At 68.7% G+C, this 16,935-nt stretch carries 15 protein-coding genes and 1 pseudogene; all 16 read right to left on the bottom strand.

Annotated features, from left to right (window positions below; translation table 11 throughout):
* The 16 genes and pseudogenes from ASF20_RS22655 to ASF20_RS22580 all read right to left on the bottom strand — a co-directional run bounded on the left by ASF20_RS22655 (position 1) and on the right by ASF20_RS22580 (position 16,888).
* On the bottom strand, positions 1–1,086 hold the full coding sequence (locus ASF20_RS22655; RefSeq protein WP_056278305.1) for a sulfite oxidase: 1,086 nt from the start codon (positions 1,084–1,086) through the stop codon (positions 1–3).
* Positions 1,087–1,164: 78 nt separating this feature from the next.
* A complete protein-coding gene (locus tag ASF20_RS22650; RefSeq protein ID WP_056160267.1) occupies positions 1,165–2,148 on the bottom strand; it encodes a beta-propeller fold lactonase family protein in 984 nt (327 codons plus the stop codon).
* 184 nt (positions 2,149–2,332) lie between these two features.
* On the bottom strand, positions 2,333–2,671 hold the full coding sequence (locus ASF20_RS22645; RefSeq protein ID WP_056160265.1) for a cytochrome c: 339 nt from the start codon (positions 2,669–2,671) through the stop codon (positions 2,333–2,335).
* Positions 2,672–2,682: 11 nt separating this feature from the next.
* Complete coding sequence (locus ASF20_RS22640) at positions 2,683–3,906, bottom strand: molybdopterin-dependent oxidoreductase (protein WP_056217685.1); 1,224 nt, start codon at positions 3,904–3,906, stop codon at positions 2,683–2,685.
* 196 nt (positions 3,907–4,102) lie between these two features.
* Positions 4,103–5,242, bottom strand: coding sequence for an adenylate/guanylate cyclase domain-containing protein (locus ASF20_RS22635; RefSeq protein ID WP_056217688.1), 1,140 nt, complete (start codon positions 5,240–5,242; stop codon positions 4,103–4,105).
* A 101-nt stretch (positions 5,243–5,343) separates the two neighbouring features.
* A complete protein-coding gene (locus ASF20_RS22630) occupies positions 5,344–6,441 on the bottom strand; it encodes a putative sulfate exporter family transporter (protein ID WP_200913232.1) in 1,098 nt (365 codons plus the stop codon).
* Between the two features lie 147 nt (positions 6,442–6,588).
* Positions 6,589–7,227: a 2,3-bisphosphoglycerate-dependent phosphoglycerate mutase gene (locus ASF20_RS22625; RefSeq protein WP_056278302.1), complete on the bottom strand. Its 639-nt coding sequence runs from the start codon at positions 7,225–7,227 to the stop codon at positions 6,589–6,591.
* Between the two features lie 284 nt (positions 7,228–7,511).
* Positions 7,512–10,670, bottom strand: coding sequence for a CusA/CzcA family heavy metal efflux RND transporter (locus ASF20_RS22620; RefSeq protein WP_056278299.1), 3,159 nt, complete (start codon positions 10,668–10,670; stop codon positions 7,512–7,514).
* Positions 10,667–12,163 (bottom strand): efflux RND transporter periplasmic adaptor subunit, encoded by a 1,497-nt coding sequence (locus tag ASF20_RS22615; RefSeq protein WP_056278295.1) that lies wholly within the window; start codon positions 12,161–12,163, stop codon positions 10,667–10,669. The genes ASF20_RS22620 and ASF20_RS22615 overlap by 4 nt, the downstream gene beginning before the upstream one ends.
* The gene (locus ASF20_RS22610; RefSeq protein WP_056278293.1) at positions 12,160–12,555 is read right to left on the bottom strand and encodes a FixH family protein; all 396 of its coding nucleotides are present in this window, start codon (positions 12,553–12,555) and stop codon (positions 12,160–12,162) included. Before ASF20_RS22610 ends, ASF20_RS22615 begins: the two co-directional genes overlap by 4 nt.
* Before the next feature lie 81 nt (positions 12,556–12,636).
* A complete protein-coding gene (locus ASF20_RS22605; RefSeq protein WP_056278290.1) occupies positions 12,637–13,032 on the bottom strand; it encodes a hypothetical protein in 396 nt (131 codons plus the stop codon).
* 45 nt (positions 13,033–13,077) lie between these two features.
* Positions 13,078–14,241: an MFS transporter gene (locus ASF20_RS22600; protein ID WP_056278287.1), complete on the bottom strand. Its 1,164-nt coding sequence runs from the start codon at positions 14,239–14,241 to the stop codon at positions 13,078–13,080.
* A 7-nt stretch (positions 14,242–14,248) separates the two neighbouring features.
* A complete protein-coding gene (locus ASF20_RS22595; protein ID WP_056278284.1) occupies positions 14,249–15,544 on the bottom strand; it encodes an arsenic transporter in 1,296 nt (431 codons plus the stop codon).
* A gap of 36 nt (positions 15,545–15,580) precedes the next feature.
* A pseudogene (arsC, locus tag ASF20_RS22590) lies at positions 15,581–16,006 on the bottom strand (arsenate reductase (glutaredoxin)).
* Positions 16,006–16,533, bottom strand: coding sequence for an arsenate reductase ArsC (locus ASF20_RS22585; protein WP_056278281.1), 528 nt, complete (start codon positions 16,531–16,533; stop codon positions 16,006–16,008). The pseudogene arsC and the gene ASF20_RS22585 overlap by 1 nt, the downstream one beginning before the upstream one ends.
* Entirely contained in the window at positions 16,526–16,888 is a 363-nt protein-coding gene (locus tag ASF20_RS22580) for a metalloregulator ArsR/SmtB family transcription factor (protein ID WP_056278279.1), read from the bottom strand. The genes ASF20_RS22585 and ASF20_RS22580 overlap by 8 nt, the downstream gene beginning before the upstream one ends.
* Positions 16,889–16,935: the final 47 nt, after the last annotated feature.

Here is a 16,935-nt window from a genome sequence, read left to right as displayed (position 1 = left end):
TCAGGCCACAGTGACCCGTACCCGGTGCCAGGCGGCGCTGAGGTAGCCCTTGTAGTTCCAGGTGTCGTCGGGCGCGGCCGGCTGGGTCTGGCCGGCGGAGTCCCAGGCCCGCACCGCGAGTTCGTGCTCGCCCGCGGTCAGCTCGCGGTCGATCTCCCAGAACGTCCAGGCGTAGGGCGCGTCGGCATCGCGGTCGATCCGGGCCTGCGCCCAGCTGCGGCCGCCATCCGTCGAGACGTCGACGCGGGCGACCGCGCGATCGCTGGCGATGGCGTAGCCGCGGATCGCGTGCCGGCCGGGCTTCAACGCTGCGCCGCGGGCGGGCTCGCAGATCGCGCTGTTGAGCGGCATCGCCTCGATGGTGATGCCGTGGGCGGGGTCCGCGGTCTCGGCGGTCACGTCGGGCGGAAACAGCTTGTAGTCGTCGGCCTGCATCGGGTTGTCGGAGGGGTGGTCCTGCACCGTGATGCGGGCGAGCCATTTCGGGCTGCGGATGCCGGCAAATCCCGGCACCACCACGCGCAACGGATAGCCGTGCTCGGGGGCGAGAGGCTCGCCGTTCATCGCGAAGGCGAGCAGCGTCTCGGGCGCCAGCGCCTTGGCGAGCGGGATCGAGGCGCCGAAGCGTATGTCCGACCCCGCGATACGGTCGTGGCTCTCGAAGGCGACGTGGCGCGGACTGCCCGCATCGATCCCGGCGGCGTGCAGGACGTCGGCGAGCCGCACCCCAGTCCATTCCGCGTTGCCGATGGCGCCGGCCGCCCACGGGTCGCCGGCGACCGGGGCCACCGCCAGCATGTCGGCCCGGCGGTTGCCGGCGCATTGCATCACCGCCGTGACGGTGACGTGCGCGAAGCGTGCCTTCAGATCGGCGACGGACAATTCGAGGGGCGTCGCGATCATCCCGTCGACAGTCAGGCGGTAGCCGTCGGCGTCGAGGTCCGGGATGCCGCCGTGGCTGCGGACGTAGAAGTCGGCCTGGTCGGTGAGGAAGGCCGCCCGCAGGCGATCGAGCGGCGGCTCGGCATTGTAGGGCGCCTCGCCGTGCACGATGAGGCGGTCCTTGCGCTGGAACAGGCCGAGCATGGGGTTTTTGTCCTGCGTTCGTGACGTATCGACGACGAGAACGCGCCGGGGGCGATAAGGCCCCCGGCGCGCGTCGCCTCAGGGCTTCATCGTCGAGACCACCGCGTTCTTCGCCCGGTCCACTACGGCGACGCTGAGGTCGCGGTTGAGGACGTAGGCATGGGCGTTGTCGGCCGAGAACGCGATCGCCTGGCGCGGCTCGTTCAGGCCGGTCACCGTGGCGACGACCTTGAGGGTGCCGGTGTCGATCACCGAGAGCGAGTTGTCCTTCAGGTTGCCCGAATAGACGAAGCGCCCGTCCGGGGTCAGTGCGGCGCCGTAGGGGTCCTTGCCCACTTCCACTTCGGAGGTGACCTTATGGGCGGCGACATCGACCACGCCGATGGTATTACGGCCGCTGTTGGCGGCAAAAAGCGTCTTGCCGTCCTTGGTGATCGAGATGGCGCGCAGCTTGTCGAACCCGGCGATCTCACCGGTGATCTTGTTGGTGGCGGTATCGACCAACGTGATCTTGTCGCCAAGGAAGTTCGTGACGAACACGGTCTTGCCGTCAGGCGACAGCTTCACGCCCTGGCGCGGCTGCGCGAAGCCGGGGATCACGGCCTCGGCGAGCATGGTCCTGGTGTCGAACACGGTCAGCGTGCTCGCGGCCTCGTTGTTGACGTAGAGCTTGGCCCCGTCGGCCGAGAGCACCGTGCCGAACGCGCCGGGGCCGGCGGCGAGAACGCCGGCTTCCTTGCCGGTGGCGGTCTCATAGACCGTGATCCGGCCGGTGCCACTGTCGGAGACGTAGAAGCGGGCGCCGTCCGGCGCGAAAACGATGTTGCGCGGCGTGACGAAGCCGTCGAGGCGGCGCAGCACCGTGCCCTTGGCGACGTCGTAGACGATGACGGCGCTCTCCTCGCTGTTCGACACAGCGGCGACGGTCCCAGCGGCGTTCAGCGCCAGGGCGTTGTTCTTGATCGCGCCGTCGAAGCCAGCGGCGGACCCGGGCTGGCCCTGGGCGAGGAGCAAGGCGGCTCCGGCGAGGAGGGCGCGGAGGCTGGTGCGGACGTGGGTCATGAAGCGTGTCTCTCTGGCATGCGCGCTCGTTCGGCGGCCGGGGCCTGCCGTGAGGGCTGGTTCTAATTCGGATTGCGTGATGCGAGACCGGTTTGGCCGTGCATCGCCCTGGGGAGATGCCGGAGGGCGCGGTCTATTCCCCGAGGCCGGCGAAAAAAACGCGGCGGCCTCGGGATTCGGGGGTTCAGGGCGTCGGCTTCAACGCCGTGAGGTAGTCGACGATGGTCTGCACGTCGGCCGGATCGACCGGCGCCTTGTAGACGTGAACCATCTTGTTCACGGTCTCGGTCCACTGCGCCTTCGTGAGCTTGGGCTGGGTCAGCACCATCCCGGCCGAGTGGCAGGCGAGGCAGTTGTTGTTGACCGCCTCGGCCCCCGGCCCGTCCGGGAAGATCCGGTCGGAAGTCGGGAATTCGATCGATTGCGAGGTGAAGCGCATCGGCTCGGGAGCCGAAGCGGCGAACGCCACCAGGGGAGACAGTATGAGGGCGGCGATGAGGGCCGCAGGGCGGATCGGGTTCATGGCTGTTCTCCTCAAGCGGCCTGGAAGGACACGGCCTCGATGCCGTTCTGCATGAAGCCGGCCCCGTTCCAGACCCGGTCCAGGGGCTGCGCGACGCCGTTGGTGTTGGTGCAGCGGACCCTGACCGTGTGGCTGCCGGCAGCCAATGCCGGCAAGCTGCCGTCGAAGCGGCGGAAGCTGTAGGGGCCTTCGTCCGCGCCGAGCTGCGCCGGGAACCACGTCGCGCCGCCGTCGCCTGAGAAGTCCACTGCCTTCACCCCGCAATCGCCGCCGAAGGCGATGCCGCGCAACGCCACCGGCGTTCCGGCCGCCACCTTGGCGCCATCGGTCAGGTTGGTGACGAACGAGCGCGGCACCATCCTGTTGATCGGCACCGTCTTGAAGCCGGTCTGACCGGGCTTGATGTTAGCGCCCGGCACGTCAGGAATGCGGTAAGCGGTCTTCATCCAGTACCCGTCGTCGGGCTTGTCCAGCACTTCGATGTCGGACAGCATCTTGACCCAGTAGGTCGAGTACCAGCCCGGCACCACGAGCCGGAGCGGGAAACCATTGAGCAGCGGCAATTGCTCGCCGTTCATCGCGTAGGCGATCATCACCTCACCATTGTTGGCGTGCTTGAGATCGAGCGACTTCTTGAAGTCGGGCGCGTCGTCGACCACCGGCTCGTCGAGGCCGTTGAAGCGCACCTGCACGGCACCGGCCTTCACCCCGGCCTTTTCGAGCACGTCCCTGAGGCGCACGCCGGTCCAGCGGGCGTTGCCCATCGAACCGTTTGCCCATTGCGCGCCGGTCACCCGCGGCTCGAACAACCCGCGCGAATTGCCCGAGCACTGGTTCACTGCGGCGATCTCGAAGCGCGGCAGGCCGGCGATGGCGTCGAGCGAGAGCGAGAGCTCCTTCTCGACATGGCCGTGGACCTTGAGCCGGAAGGTGCCGGCATCGACTTCGGTCGGGATCGAGGCCCAGTGCCAGCGGACGTAGAAGCGGTCGTTGGGGGTGAATACACCCTCGTCGAACACCGAGAACGGCGTCTCCAGTAGCGGCGGATGAGTGCGCTGGAGGATCATCTCGGCCTTGCCCGGAAAGGCCGTGGTCAGCGCCCGCTCGTCCGGGCCGCCGGGCAGCGGAAGCTTCACCGAGCCCGCCGCCCAGGCCGGTATGGCGGCGCCGAGGCTTCCGAGCCCTAGGCCACCCAGGACGAGGCGGCGGTTCATCGGTCTGTCCAGTCCGTGCATGGTCTCTCCCCTTGAAGGATGTCGGCGTCGATGCGTTCGAAGGCATCGGACCCGTGGCGATTCCTCGCGACCAGGGAGATGCTACGGGATACGATTTATTCCCACCAACGGTCTTTCGCGATACGAATGATCTCCAAACGCGATGATTTGAGAAGTTTCGATCTCCAATGGGACGATCAAGGACGCCGTCTCGGCGTCACGCCGCCGGCGCGCCGACGGGCGCGGTCCTGCGACACCCGAACAGGGCGTGACGCTCGGAAAAACCGCGCAAGGCGACGGTGCCGAGCGGTTCAAGGGCATGTGCCAACCCGTCGATGAAGGTGTCGGTGGCGATCAGCGGCGTGTTGTAGGTCTTGCACAGGCGCTCGACGCGGGCGAGCACGTTGAGATCGCGGCCGATCGCCGTGAAATCGACCCGGTCGCCGCCGCCGATATTGCCGTAGGCGACCTCCCCGACATGAAGTGCGACGCCGACCTCGAAGGCAGCCCTGTCACCGTTGCGCAGGGTCGCAAGCGCATCAAGCGCGGCCTCGGCGGCACGCAAGGCGGCACTGCGCGCCTCGGCCTCGTCGCGATCGGCATCGAACACGGCCAGTAGCCCGTCGCCGATGTACTTCAGCACCTCGCCGCCTTCCGCCTCGACGGCCGGCACGATGGCATCGAACATCCGGTTGAGGGCGGCCACGACACGGTCGGGGCTTTGCCGGTCGGACAGTTCGCCGAACCCGCGCAGGTCGGTCAGCATCATCGCGGCCCGCATCAAGCGTACGTCGCCGCGCCGCACCGTGCCGGTCAGGATTTGCCGCGCCGGGTCGCGTCCGACATAGGCGCTCAGCACCGCGCCTAGCATGTCGTCGAGCGCCTTGATCTCGAACAGCAGCGAGAACGGCTCGACCAGCGCCAGCAACGTGCAGATCTCGATCGGCGTGAAGCCGCCCGGTCTCGCCGTGGCCCAGGAGGCGGCGCCCATGCGTCCACGCGCGGCGCGCAGCGGCACGATGAGGTAGTCGGTTAGACCCTCGGTGCGAAGCTCGCCGAGCACGGGAAACGGCAGCGGCCCATCCCCGTCGAGACGGCATCGGAACGGGGTACGGGTCTCGACTACGCGCTCGACGGTGTTGCCGTGGAACGTCGGCGTACTCTCGATGCCGTGGCGGCGACGCAAGGCTAGGCTCGACGCTCCTGGATGCCAGACGCGCATTACCCAGCGGAACGACGGATGCAGGGTCGGCGCGTGGGTGGTGGCGCGGGCCAGTGGCAGGCCAAGCCCCGAGAGGCACGCACTGAACCCGTCGAGAAGGGCTGCCGCGTCCGCCGCTTCGCGACCCGGCCCCATCAACCATCCCGTCCCCTGCGCGACCGCCTCGGACGAAGATTGGGACGAACGTGTCACGGCAGTTCTTTCATCAAGGAGTTGGATCGATGCCATAGCGCGGATCAGACGAGGCCGAGCACGCGGATCAGGCCGAGGCTGACGGCGCCGAGGGCGAGGAGCGAGGCGACCACCGCGAGGGTCACCCGCGCCCCGGCCTTGGCGACGCTGCGCACGTCGACCCCGAGGCCGAGCGCCGCCATCGAGACCACGGTCAGCACGTTGGCGGTCTCCGACATCGGCGCGAGCGCAACCGGCGGGATCAGGCCCGTCGAGCGAAGGCCCGCGAGCGCAAGGAAGGCGAGGATGAACCACGGCACCAGGCGGTGGATCGCGAGGCCGCCGCGGGCCGGGCGGTCGCCCGCGGTGACGCCGGGGGCGGCCTCGTCGGTCTCCTCGCGCAGCCGGCTCGCGCCGAGCGAGAGCACCAGGACGATCGGGCCTAGCATCAGCACCCGGACGAGCTTCACCAGGGTTCCGACCTGGACGCTGAGCGCCGCGACCGGCGCGGTGGCGGCGAGCACCTGCGGCACGGCGTAGACGGTAAGGCCGGCGAGCACGCCGTACTGCATCGGCGACAGGCCGAGCAGCGGCACCAGCAGCGGCAGGCCGAGCACCACCAGCACGCCTAGCACCGCAGTGAAGGCAATGGAGGCGGCGACGTCCTCGCCGTCTGCGCCGATCACCGGTGCCGTGGCGGCGATCGCCGAGTTGCCGCAGATCGAGTTCCCGCAGGCCACGAGGATCGCCATGCGCGGATGCAGCCCGAGCGCTCGGCCGATGCCGTAACTCGACAGGATCGCGACCACGACGACGCCCGCGATGCCGAAAAGCAGACCCGGACCGGCGGCGAGGATCGTCGTGAGGCTGAGCGAGGCCCCGAGTAGAACGACCGCGATCTCCAGTACGGTCTTGGCCCCGAAGGCGATGCCGGGAAAGAAACGTTGCGACGGGGTCCAGGCGGTGCGGATCGCGCTCCCGAGCAGGATCGCCAGCACCAGGGCTTCGAGCCAGGCGCGACCGAACAGATGCGCCTCGACGGCCTCGAAGCCGACCGCTGCGGCGGTGACCGCCATACAGAGACCCAGTCCCGGAAGGATGGCTCTCGTGCCGGCCAAGGCACGCATTGACCGAGCGTGGGAGAAAAGTCTGGGCGCGGACATGGGTGGCTCCGATGTGATGCCGGAGAATCCCATGTTCTTTTCATTCACTCCAACGGAATGATTAGATGCTTCCCATCACTGAAATAGATGAAATAAGTGCCCCTTCGCAGATCACGGAGACCCATTGTGAGAGGCCGACAGGCGGATTCACCCGTCGATCCAGTGGGCCTTGATCGTCGTGTCCGCGGCAAGCTCATAGATCCTGACGGAGCCCGTCGCGAGTTCGAGGTGCTCGACCTCCGCCGGGCTGAGGTCTTCGAGCGCCATCACAAGCGCCCGCAGGCAATTGCCGTAGGCGACGACGAGCACGTCTCCGCCCATGACCGCCGGCTGGATGGTTCGGAGGTAGCATGGCACGATACGGGAGACGGTATCCCGCAGGCTCTCACCGTTCGGCGGCGCCTCTGCGTAGGAGCGGCGCCAGGTCTCGATCCGCTCCGCCCCCCAGCGCGCATCGGCGGCGATCTTGTCGAGCCCGCTGAGGTCCCCGTAGTCTCGCTCGTCGAGCGCGGCGAAGCTTTGGGGGACCAATCCGGGTTGCCCGAGCGCATCGAGGATAAGCCGGCCGCTCACGACGGCCCGCGTTAGCGTCGAGGTGAAGGCAGCGGAAAAGCGCCAGTTGCACTCTGCCAAACGCCGGCCGGCTGCCTCGGCTTCCCTCCGGCCCTGCTCGGTCAAGGGCGAGTCCAGCAATCCCGTGAACAGGCCGGATCGGTTGGCTACGCTCTGGCCATGCCGGACCAGCACGAGATGTCGCGTGACCGGGGCTTTGCAATCGTGAATCACCCTGTCTCCCGAGGCAGAGCACTTTCGTGCTGGTCGCATCGCCTCTGATGATGTCGGCATCCGACTTTAACGAACTTCGACCCTGCGATGGGTTGGACCGTCCATCCGGAGACGGCGGGTCATCCTAGGTCCGCTTATGAACGTCTTGCGACTGAAAGCAGCCAAGCTGCTTCCCACCCATCCCGGTCGTTGACCTCTGCTTCGACAGCCCGGGAGCGGACCTTCCGAGGGTCTGAGAAGGATCGGGAGTGGGCCGTGGGCATGGGTTCCATCCGTCAGATTGTTCATAACGTTACAAGTCGGGCCTCGGGGTCGATGGCATTCGGTTCGGACCGCGGCAGGCCCCATCCTTTCACGAGGCCGTACACCGCCGGGATCACGACCAGTGTCAGGACGGTCGACGAGACCATGCCGCCGATCATGGGTACCGCGATCCGCTGCATAACCTCAGAGCCCGATCCGGTGCTCCACAGGATCGGCAGGAGCCCGGCCATGATGGCGACCACCGTCATCATCTTCGGACGCGCCCGCTCGACCGCGCCGACCATGATCGCCCGCCGCAGGTCGTCGCAGGTGAACGTCCGCCCGTCGCGTTCGCAATCCGCGCGCACCTCGGTCAGCGCGTGATCGAGGTAGACCAGCATGATCACGCCGGTCTCGGCCGCGACGCCGGCCAGCGCGATGAAGCCGACCGCGACCGCCACCGACAGGTTGAAGCCCATCCACCACATCAGCCAGACCCCGCCGACGAGGGCGAACGGCAGCGAAAGCATGACGATCAGGGTCTCGGTCAGCCGTCGGAAGTTGAGGTACAGCAGCAGGAACACGATCAGCAGCGTCAGGGGCACCACGATCTTGAGTCGGGCGGTCGCCCGGTCGAGGTACTCGACCTGCCCGCTCCACTGCACGAAGGTTCCTTGCGGCAGGCTCACCTCGTTGGCGACCGCCGCCCTGGCCTCGGCGACGTAACCCCCGAGGTCGCGACCGGCGACGTCGACGTAGATGAAGACCGCGAGCTGGCCGTTCTCGGTCCGGATCTGGGTTGGGCCGCGGTTCAACTGCACCTTGGCGACCTCGCCGAGCGGGACCGTACCCCCGCCGGCGATCGGCACCTGCACCTCGGAGGCGATGGATCGCGGGTCGGAGCGGAAGGCGCGCGGGTAGCGCACGTTGACGGTGTAGCGCTCGCGGCCCTCGATGGTGTTGGTGACGCTCTCGCCGCCCAGCGCCATCCCGATCACGTCCTGCACTTCGCCGACGGTTAGGCCGTACCGGCCCAGCGCCTCGCGGTCGGGGGTGATGTCGAGGAAGTAGCCGCCCTGGACGCGCTCGGCATAGGCGCTCGACGTGCCCGGGACCGCCTTCACCACCGCCTCAACCTGGCGGGCGACCTTCTCCATCTCCGTCAGGTCCGTCCCCAGCACCTTGATCCCGACCGGCGTGCGGATGCCGGTCGAGAGCATGTCGATGCGGGCGCGGATTGGCTGGGTCCAGGCATTCGATACCCCGGGGAACTGGAGCGCGGCGTCCATCTCGGCCTTCAGGCTCGCCGTCGTGACCCCGGGGCGCCATTCCGCCTTCGGCTTCAGGTTGACGATGGTCTCGAACATCTCGCTCGGCGCCGGGTCGGTCGCGGTGTTGGCCCGTCCGGCCTTGCCGTAGACCGAGGCCACTTCGGGGAAGGACTTGATGATCCGGTCCTGGGTGGCGAGCAGGTCCCCGGCCTTGGTCACCGAGATGCCCGGCAGGGTGGTGGGCATGTACATCAGCGTGCCCTCGTCGAGGTCGGGCATGAACTCCGAGCCGAGACGGCTCGCCGGCCATGCCGTCGCCGCAAGGACGACCAAGGCCAGCAGGATCGTCAGCACGCGCGCCCGCAGCACTCCCGCGATGACCGGCCGGTAGATCCAGATCAGGAGTCTGTTCACCGGGTTGCGGTGCTCGGGGATGATCCGGCCGCGGACGAACAGAACCATCAGTGCCGGGACGAGGGTCAGGGACAGCACCGCCGCCGCCGCCATCGCGAACGTCTTGGTGAAGGCCAACGGTCCGAACAGGCGCCCCTCCTGGCTCTCCAGCGTGAAGATCGGCAGGAAGCTGACCGTGATGATGAGGAGCGAGAAGAACAGCGACGGCCCGACCTCGCCCGCCGCCTCGATCAGGATCTCGACCCTGGGTTTGTCCGGCGGTGCCCGTTCCAGGTGCTTGTGGGCGTTCTCGATCATCACGATGGCGGCGTCGATCATTGCGCCGACGGCGATGGCGATGCCGCCGAGGCTCATGATGTTGGCCCCGAGCCCCAGGGCCTTCATGCCGGCGAACGCCATGAGGATGCCGACCGGCAGCATCAGGATCGCCACCAGCGCGCTGCGGACGTGGAGCAGGAACACGACGCAGACGAGGGCGACGATGGTGCTCTCCTCGATCAGCGTGCCCTTGAGAGTCTCGATGGCCGCCTCGATCAGGTGCGAGCGGTCGTAGACCGGCAGGATCTCCGTGCCCTTGGGCAGGCTGGCGGCGACCTCGGAAAGGCGGGCCTTCACGTTCTCGATGACGTTCAGGGCGTTGGCCCCGAAGCGCTGCAGGACGATCCCGCCGGCGACCTCGCCGTCGCCATTCATCTCGGTGATGCCGCGGCGCTCGTCGGGGCCGAGCTCGACCTTGGCGACGTCCTTAACCCGGAGGGGCGTGCCCGCATCCGTTTTGAGGACGATGCTCTCGATGTCGGCGACGCTCTTGAGGTAGCCGCGGCCACGGACGACGAACTCGAACTCGGAGAGCTCGACGGTACGGCCGCCGACGTCGGCGTTGCTCGCCCGGATGGCCTCCCGGAGCTTGGACAGGGTGATGCCCTGCGCCCGCAACCGGTTGGGATCGACGACCACGTTGTACTGCTTCACGAAGCCGCCGACGCCCGCGACCTCGGCCACGCCCTCGGCACGCGACACCCCGAAGCGGACGACCCAGTCCTGAAGCGAGCGGAGCTCGGCCAGCGTGCGTTCCTTGGCGACCACGACGTACTGGTAGACCCAGCCGACCCCGGTCGCGTCGGGTCCCAGGGTCGGGGTCACGCCGGCCGGCAGGCGTTTGGCCACGGTGTTCAGGTATTCGAGCACCCGGCTCCGGGCCCAGTACGGGTCGGTGCCGTCCTCGAAGATGACGTAGACGAACGAGACCCCGAAGAACGAGAAGCCGCGCACGACCTTCGACCGGGGCACCGTCAGCATCGCGGTGGTCAGGGGGTAGGTGACCTGGTCCTCGATGACCTGGGGCGCCTGCCCGGGGTACTCGGTGTAGACGATGGTCTGGACGTCCGAGAGGTCCGGGATCGCGTCGAGCGGCAGGGTTTTGAGGGCGTAGAGCCCGGCTCCGACCGCGAACACCGTCCCTATCAGGACCAGCACCAGATTCCGCGCCGACCAGGCGATGAGGCGGGCGATCATGGCGCTTTCCCTTCGGCCGCGGCCTGCGGGCCGGGATCGGGTTTGGGCTCGGACAGCCCCTGCAACGCCGCCTTCAGGTTGCTCTCGGCGTCGATGAGGAAGTTGGCCGAGGTCACCACGCGGTCGCCCGCGGCGATGCCGTCGCGGACCTCGACGTAGCCGTCGCCGCGGACGCCGAGCCTGACCGGTCGCGGCTCGAAGCGACCCTCTCCCCTGTCCAGCAGGACGATCTGCCTGGTGCCGGTGTCGATGACCGCGTCGTCGGGCACCGCCACCACCGGCTTGTCGCTGCCGGTGGCGATCGTCACGTCGGCGAACATCCCCGGGCGCAGGTCGCCGTTCGGGTTCGGCAGCTCGATGCGCAGGCGGGCGGTCCGGGTCCCCATGGCGAGGTGCGGGTAGATCCGGGTCACCGCGCCGGTGAAGACGCGGTCCGGGAACGTCCGGGCGCGCACGGTCGCCGTCTGGCCCTCCGCCACGGCCGCCAGGTCGCGTTCTGTCACGTCGGCCAGGACCCAGACCCTGGAATGGTCGACGAGCTTGAACAGGGTGTCGCCGGACTTGGCGCGCATGCCGTCGGAGACGTTGCGCTCGACCACGACGCCGTCGCGGGGCGCCGACCACGTGATGGTGGAGGGCACCTTCCGGGTGCGCTCGATCTCGTCGATGACCTCGGGCGGGATGCCGAGGTTCTCCAGGCGCCGGCGGGCGCCCTCGTAGCCGATGCCGGTGAGGTACTGCGCGGCGGCCGCATTCATCTCCGGCGAGAACAGGCGCAGGAGCGGCTGGCCCTTGTGGACGTGGTCGCCGGTGGTGACGGCCTCGACCTTCTCGATGAAGGCGTCGGTGCGCATCGCGATCACCGAGATCCGGCGCTCGTCCTCCTCGATGGCGCCGGGCGCGCGTACCGGCATCGACAGGACCCGTCGCTCGGCGACCGCCGTCCGGACCCCGGTGCGCTGGAGCTTGCCCGGCGAGATCCTCACGGTGCCGTCGTCGGTGTCCTCGCCCTCGTAGACGGGGAGGTAGTCCATCCCCATCGAGTCCTTCTTCGGAATCGGCGAGGTGTCCGCAAGACCCATCGGGTTCCGGTAGAAGCGCACCTTGCGGACGCTCGCAGGCGTCATGGCTTGAGCCATGGCCATGTCGCCGTGCCCGGCGTCGGGCATCGCCTCGTGCTCCTCGGGCTCGTCGAAGCGCACGTCCTCGCTCGCCCGAACGGCGCGGTAGTCGCGACCGTCGGCGGTCCGCTTCGGTTCGGGGGCGTAGTCCGGCTTCCCGTCCGGGTCCCGGTAGTAGACCACGGGCCCCGTGGCCTTGGGCAGGACAGGCGCGGGGGCTGGCGCCCCCGCAGCGGGCAACCAATGGGCGAACCCGGTCCGCGCCTGTTGGACGAGCGCCGGCACGGGGCTGCCTTCCCGCCCCGCGCCAAATCCCAAAACCCCCGCCGCGAGCGCGGCGAGGGTCCCGGCTGCCCAAGCCGACCGGCTCACTTGGTGGCCTTGAACACCAGCTTGTTCTCGACGGTGCCGGTCTCGCCCTGCACCTTGGCCCCGAGCGAGAGGCGCCAGCCGCCGGCCATCGTCAGCTTCGCCTTGAACCGGTAGAGGCCCGGCTCCGGCGACGGCAGCTGCTCGATCTTGGAGGTCATCTCCTCCATGCTGTCGGGCGCCATGTCGATGCGCTTGGCGAAGATGACGGCGTTCGGCACGGGCTTGGACGTGCGCTTGTCGACGAGGCGGACATCGAGGATGGCCTCGCCCTGCTTGGCCTCGTCCTTCACCAGTTGGAACTCGTAGTCCTTGGTGTCGGCCCGGGCCGCGGTGGTCAGGGCGAGGCCGAGCAGCGCAGCCGTCAGGGCGCGCGCGAAAGGGTTCTTGGTCACGGGTCTTGTCTCCTGAACGCGATGGAGGGCCACGCGCGGACGCGCGTCACCGTGCCGGCGCAGGCGCCGGCGGCATCGGGTTCAGGCTCGGGGAGGCTCGGTGGGCGGCCCTTGCGACAGGCTGTCGAAGGAGGCGGTGACGGCCCGGGCGGGCCCCTCGACGCCGGCGACGCGGCCCGGAAGTCCGGCGGCAACCGGCAGCCCGGTGGCGACCTTCGCCAGGCAAAGCGCCATCAGGGGGCAGCTCTTGGAGCAGTCGGGCATGTCCGGCCGCTCCTTGGGACAGCACGGCATCTCGTCCATGGCCATCCCGGCCATGTCGTCCATGGCCTCGTCGGGCATCGCCATGGCGTGACGCTGAACGGCCGTCGGCGCGCGCATGCCCGCGGCGGCCGCAGATGCGGTCACCGGCGCAAGGGCGAGGCCGAGTACCGCCAGAAGCGGTAGCAACCGTCGAAGGGCGAGCCAAAAGGTCACGAACGGACGATGCCACATCGCGTGTTGGCGCGGAAGGGACAGAGACTACCTGACGCGCCAGAGGGATAGGGCAATCGCGACGATCGCGAGGGCGAGCACGGTAAGCAGGGCATAGGTCGCGTCGGCGCCCGCCTGCGTCAGCACGACAGCCCCTAGGGAGGGCGCAAGCGCCTGTGCCACCAGCCCCGGACGCGCCAGGCGGCCGACGAGCGAGGCGTAGCGCTCGGGGCCGAACAGCGCGAGGGGCACCGTCCCCCGGGCAATCGAGTAGATCCCGTTGCCGGCGCCGTAGAGGATCAGGGCCAGGCCGACCACCGGCAGGCCCGCCGCCAGCATCGTCATGCCCAAGGCCACGAGGACCATCGCCGCCGTGAGGGTCCAGAGGGGGTGGTGCCGCCCCCTCCCGGCCATCTCGACGATCCGGGCGCCGACCTGGGAAGGCCCGATCAGCGCGCCGTAGGCGACGGCAGAGGACAGCGCCACGCCCCGCGCCTGCAGCAGGGTGATGAGGTGGACCGAGACCATGGCCATCACCGTGCCGCCCAGCGTGAGGACGCCCGCCATGAGGAGGAAGGCACGCCGCTCCCGACCATCGAGCCGAATGACGGGGCTTGGCCCTGCGGGTCGCGTGACCGGGTGTGCGGGCGGGCGGGGGATCACGAGCAGGACGAGCGGCAGCGTGACCGAAAGGTGCAACCCGGCATAGGCGAGGCAGGTCCCGCGCCAGCCGACCCGTTCGACGAGGAAGGCCGAGAGCGGCCAGCACGCCGTGCTGGCGAAGCCGCCCCACAGGGTCAAGGTCGTGATGGCGGACCTTGCCTTGGCGCCGTAGAGGCGTCCGAGCGTGGCGAAGGCGGGGTCGTATAGGCCGGTGCCCATGCCCAGGCCGATCAGGAGCCACCCCGCGAGGTAAGTCGGCAGGTTCGGAGCGAGGCCGAGGATGGCAAGGCCGACGGCGAGGGCGACGGCCGCGAAGGCCAGTACCGGCCGGCCGCCATGTTCACCGATGTAGGTGCCGACCCGCGGCGAGGCCAAGCCCGCGACGAGGAGACCGAGGGACAGGCCGCCGATGACCCATCCCAAGGGCCACCCCGTGTCCGCCGACATCGGGGCGGCCAACACCGACAGCAGGTAGAACGAGGAGCCCCAGGTCAGGATCTGGACCACGCCCAGGGCCGAGGTTACGGGCCAGCGGCGAGCCGGGGCCATCGGATCGCTACAGGGCCCCGAGCAGGGGTAGCCAGAGGGCCAGCGCCGCCAGGGTGACGAGCAGCACCGGCGGGGTGATGACCAAGCCGACCCGCATGTACTGGCCCCAGGTGATGCGGTGGCCCTTGGTGTCGAGGACGTGCAGCCAGAGCAGGGTCGCCAGACTCCCGATGGGCGTGAACTTCGGGCCAAGGTCGCATCCGATGACGTTGGCGTACGCCATCAGCTCGCGCATCAGGGGCGACAGGTCCGGTGCCTGCTGGATCGACAGCGCGCCCACCAGCACGCTCGGCATGTTGTTCATCACCGACGACAGGATCGCGGCGGCGACCCCCGTGCCGAGGGTGGCCACGAACGGTCCGTGACCCGAGAGCCAGGTCAGCCCCTGAGCCAGGTAGTCGGTCAGGCCGGCGTTCTTCAGCCCGTAGACGACGAGGTACATGCCGAGGCTGAACAGGACGATCTGCCAGGGGGCGCCGGCGAGCACCTTGCGGATCGGGACGACCCGGCTGCGATTGGCCAGCGCCAGCAGCACCAGGGCGCCGGCGCAGGTGACCACCGAGACCGGCACGCCGAACGGCGCCGTGACGAAGTAGGCGATCAGCAACACCCCAAGGAGCGGGAAGGCCGCCCTGAACACCAGCGGGTCCTTGATCGCGCGGCGGGGCTCTTCCAACGCGGCCACCGGGTAGCGGGTGGGCAGGTCGCGCCGGTAGAACAGCCACAGCACCGCCAGGGTCGCGGCCAGCGAGACGAGGTTCACCGGCACCATCACGGCGGCGTAGCGGCTGAAGGTGATGTCGAAGAAGTTCGCCGAGACGATGTTGACGAGGTTCGAGATCACCAGCGGCAAGCTGGTCGAGTCTGCGACGAACCCGCAGGCGACGATGAAGGCCAGGGCCGCCGCCGGCTTGAAGTCCAGCCGCAGCAGGATCGCGAGGACGATGGGGGTGAGCAGCAGGGCCGCGCCGTCGTTGGCGAACACCGCCGCGATGGCCGCCCCCAGCAGGATCACCAGCGGGAACAGCAGGCGCCCCCGTCCGCCGCCCCACCGGGCGATGTGCAGCGCCGCCCAGTGGAAGAAGCCCGCCTCGTCGAGGAGGAGTGAGATGATGATGAGCGCCACGAAGGTGAAGGTGGCGTCCCAGACGATGTGCCAGACCACCGGGATGTCCCCGGGGTGGATCACCCCGGTGGCCAGCGCCACGGCGGCCCCGATCAGGGCACTCCATCCGATCCCAAAACCCTTCGGCTGCCAGATGACGAAGACCAGGGTGACCACGAAGATGGCGAGCGCGAGCATCGGGACCGTTTCTTGTTTTTGATTGCGTGGGTGTGATCAGGCGGTGGCGACGCGCCGGCCGTGCTCGTCGACGACGCGCTCGCCGTCCTCCTTGACGAACTCGCCCTACTGGGCCGGCAGGAGATCGATGATCGCCTCGGAAGGGCGGCACAGGGCGACGCCCTTCGGGCTCACCACCAGGGGGCGGTTCAACAGGATCGGATGCTCGGCGACGGCATCGAGAAGCTGGTCGTCCGTCAGGCTCGGGTCCGAGAGCCCGAGCTCCGCGTAGGGCGTCCCCTTCTCCCGCAGGAGGTCACGGACCGTGACGCCGGCGCGATCTGCGAGCTGGCGGATCAGGATACGGTTCGGCGGCGTCTTAAGGTACTCGACCACGTGCGGCTCGATGCCGGCGTTGCGGATCAGGGCCAGCGTGTTGCGGGACGTGCCGCAATCCGGGTTGTGGTAGATCACGACGTCCATCACGCGACCTCCGGACGGGGCGAGGTGGCACCGGCCTGCTTGCCGATCTCGCGAACCCTGGAAGTCAGGGAGACTTGGTCGAGACTCGCCATCGGCAGGGCGAGGAAGGCCGAGATCCGGTTCTTGAGGTAGCGCTGCGCGGTCACGAAGGCCGTCTTTCGCTCGATCTCGCTACCCTCGACCGCGGCAGGGTCCTCGATGCCCCAGTGCGCCGTCACCGGCTGGCCGGGCCAGTACGGGCAGGCCTCGCCGGCGGCGTTGTCACAGACCGTGAAGACGAAATCCATGACCGGTGCGTCGGGCTTGGCGAACTCGTCCCACGACTTCGAGTGCATGCCCTCTGTCGGATAGTCGCTCTCGCGCAGGACCTGGAGCGCCATCGGGTTCACCTCCGGCTTGGGCTGGCTGCCGGCGGAGAAGGAGCGAAAGCGACCCTTGCCGTCCTTGGCCAGCATCGCCTGGGCGAGGATCGAGCGGGCGGAGTTGCCGGTGCAGAGGAAGAGGACGTTGTAGACGCGGTCAGGCATTGGCGGTGTTTCCCGTGGGTAGGCAACAGGCTGACAAGGCCGCGACGGCGGGGGCGCAGACCTCGGGTCGGCCCTGGCAGCAATCGCGCATCAGGAACTGGATGAGCTCCGACAGGTCCGGGTAGGCGGCGCTGTAGATGATCGAGCGCCCCTCCCGCCGGGAGGTGACCAGCCCCGAATGGCTGAGCTCCTTGAGGTGGAACGACAGGTTGGTGCCCGAAACGCCGACCGCCTCGGCCAGCATGCCGGCCGCCATGCCTTCCGGCCCGGCGGTGACGAGCTGGCGCACGATGCGTAGGCGGTGTTCCTGGCCAAGAGCCGCGAAAGCGGCGACGGCTTGCCGTTCGTCTATCATGATGTCAATATCTCAACCATCGTTGAAACATAGAGGAACTAAACGTC

This window comes from Methylobacterium sp. Leaf88, from assembly GCF_001422795.1.
In the GTDB taxonomy this organism is placed as follows: Bacteria; Pseudomonadota; Alphaproteobacteria; order Rhizobiales; family Beijerinckiaceae; genus Methylobacterium.
This window is presented reverse-complemented; position numbering and strand designations above follow the sequence as displayed.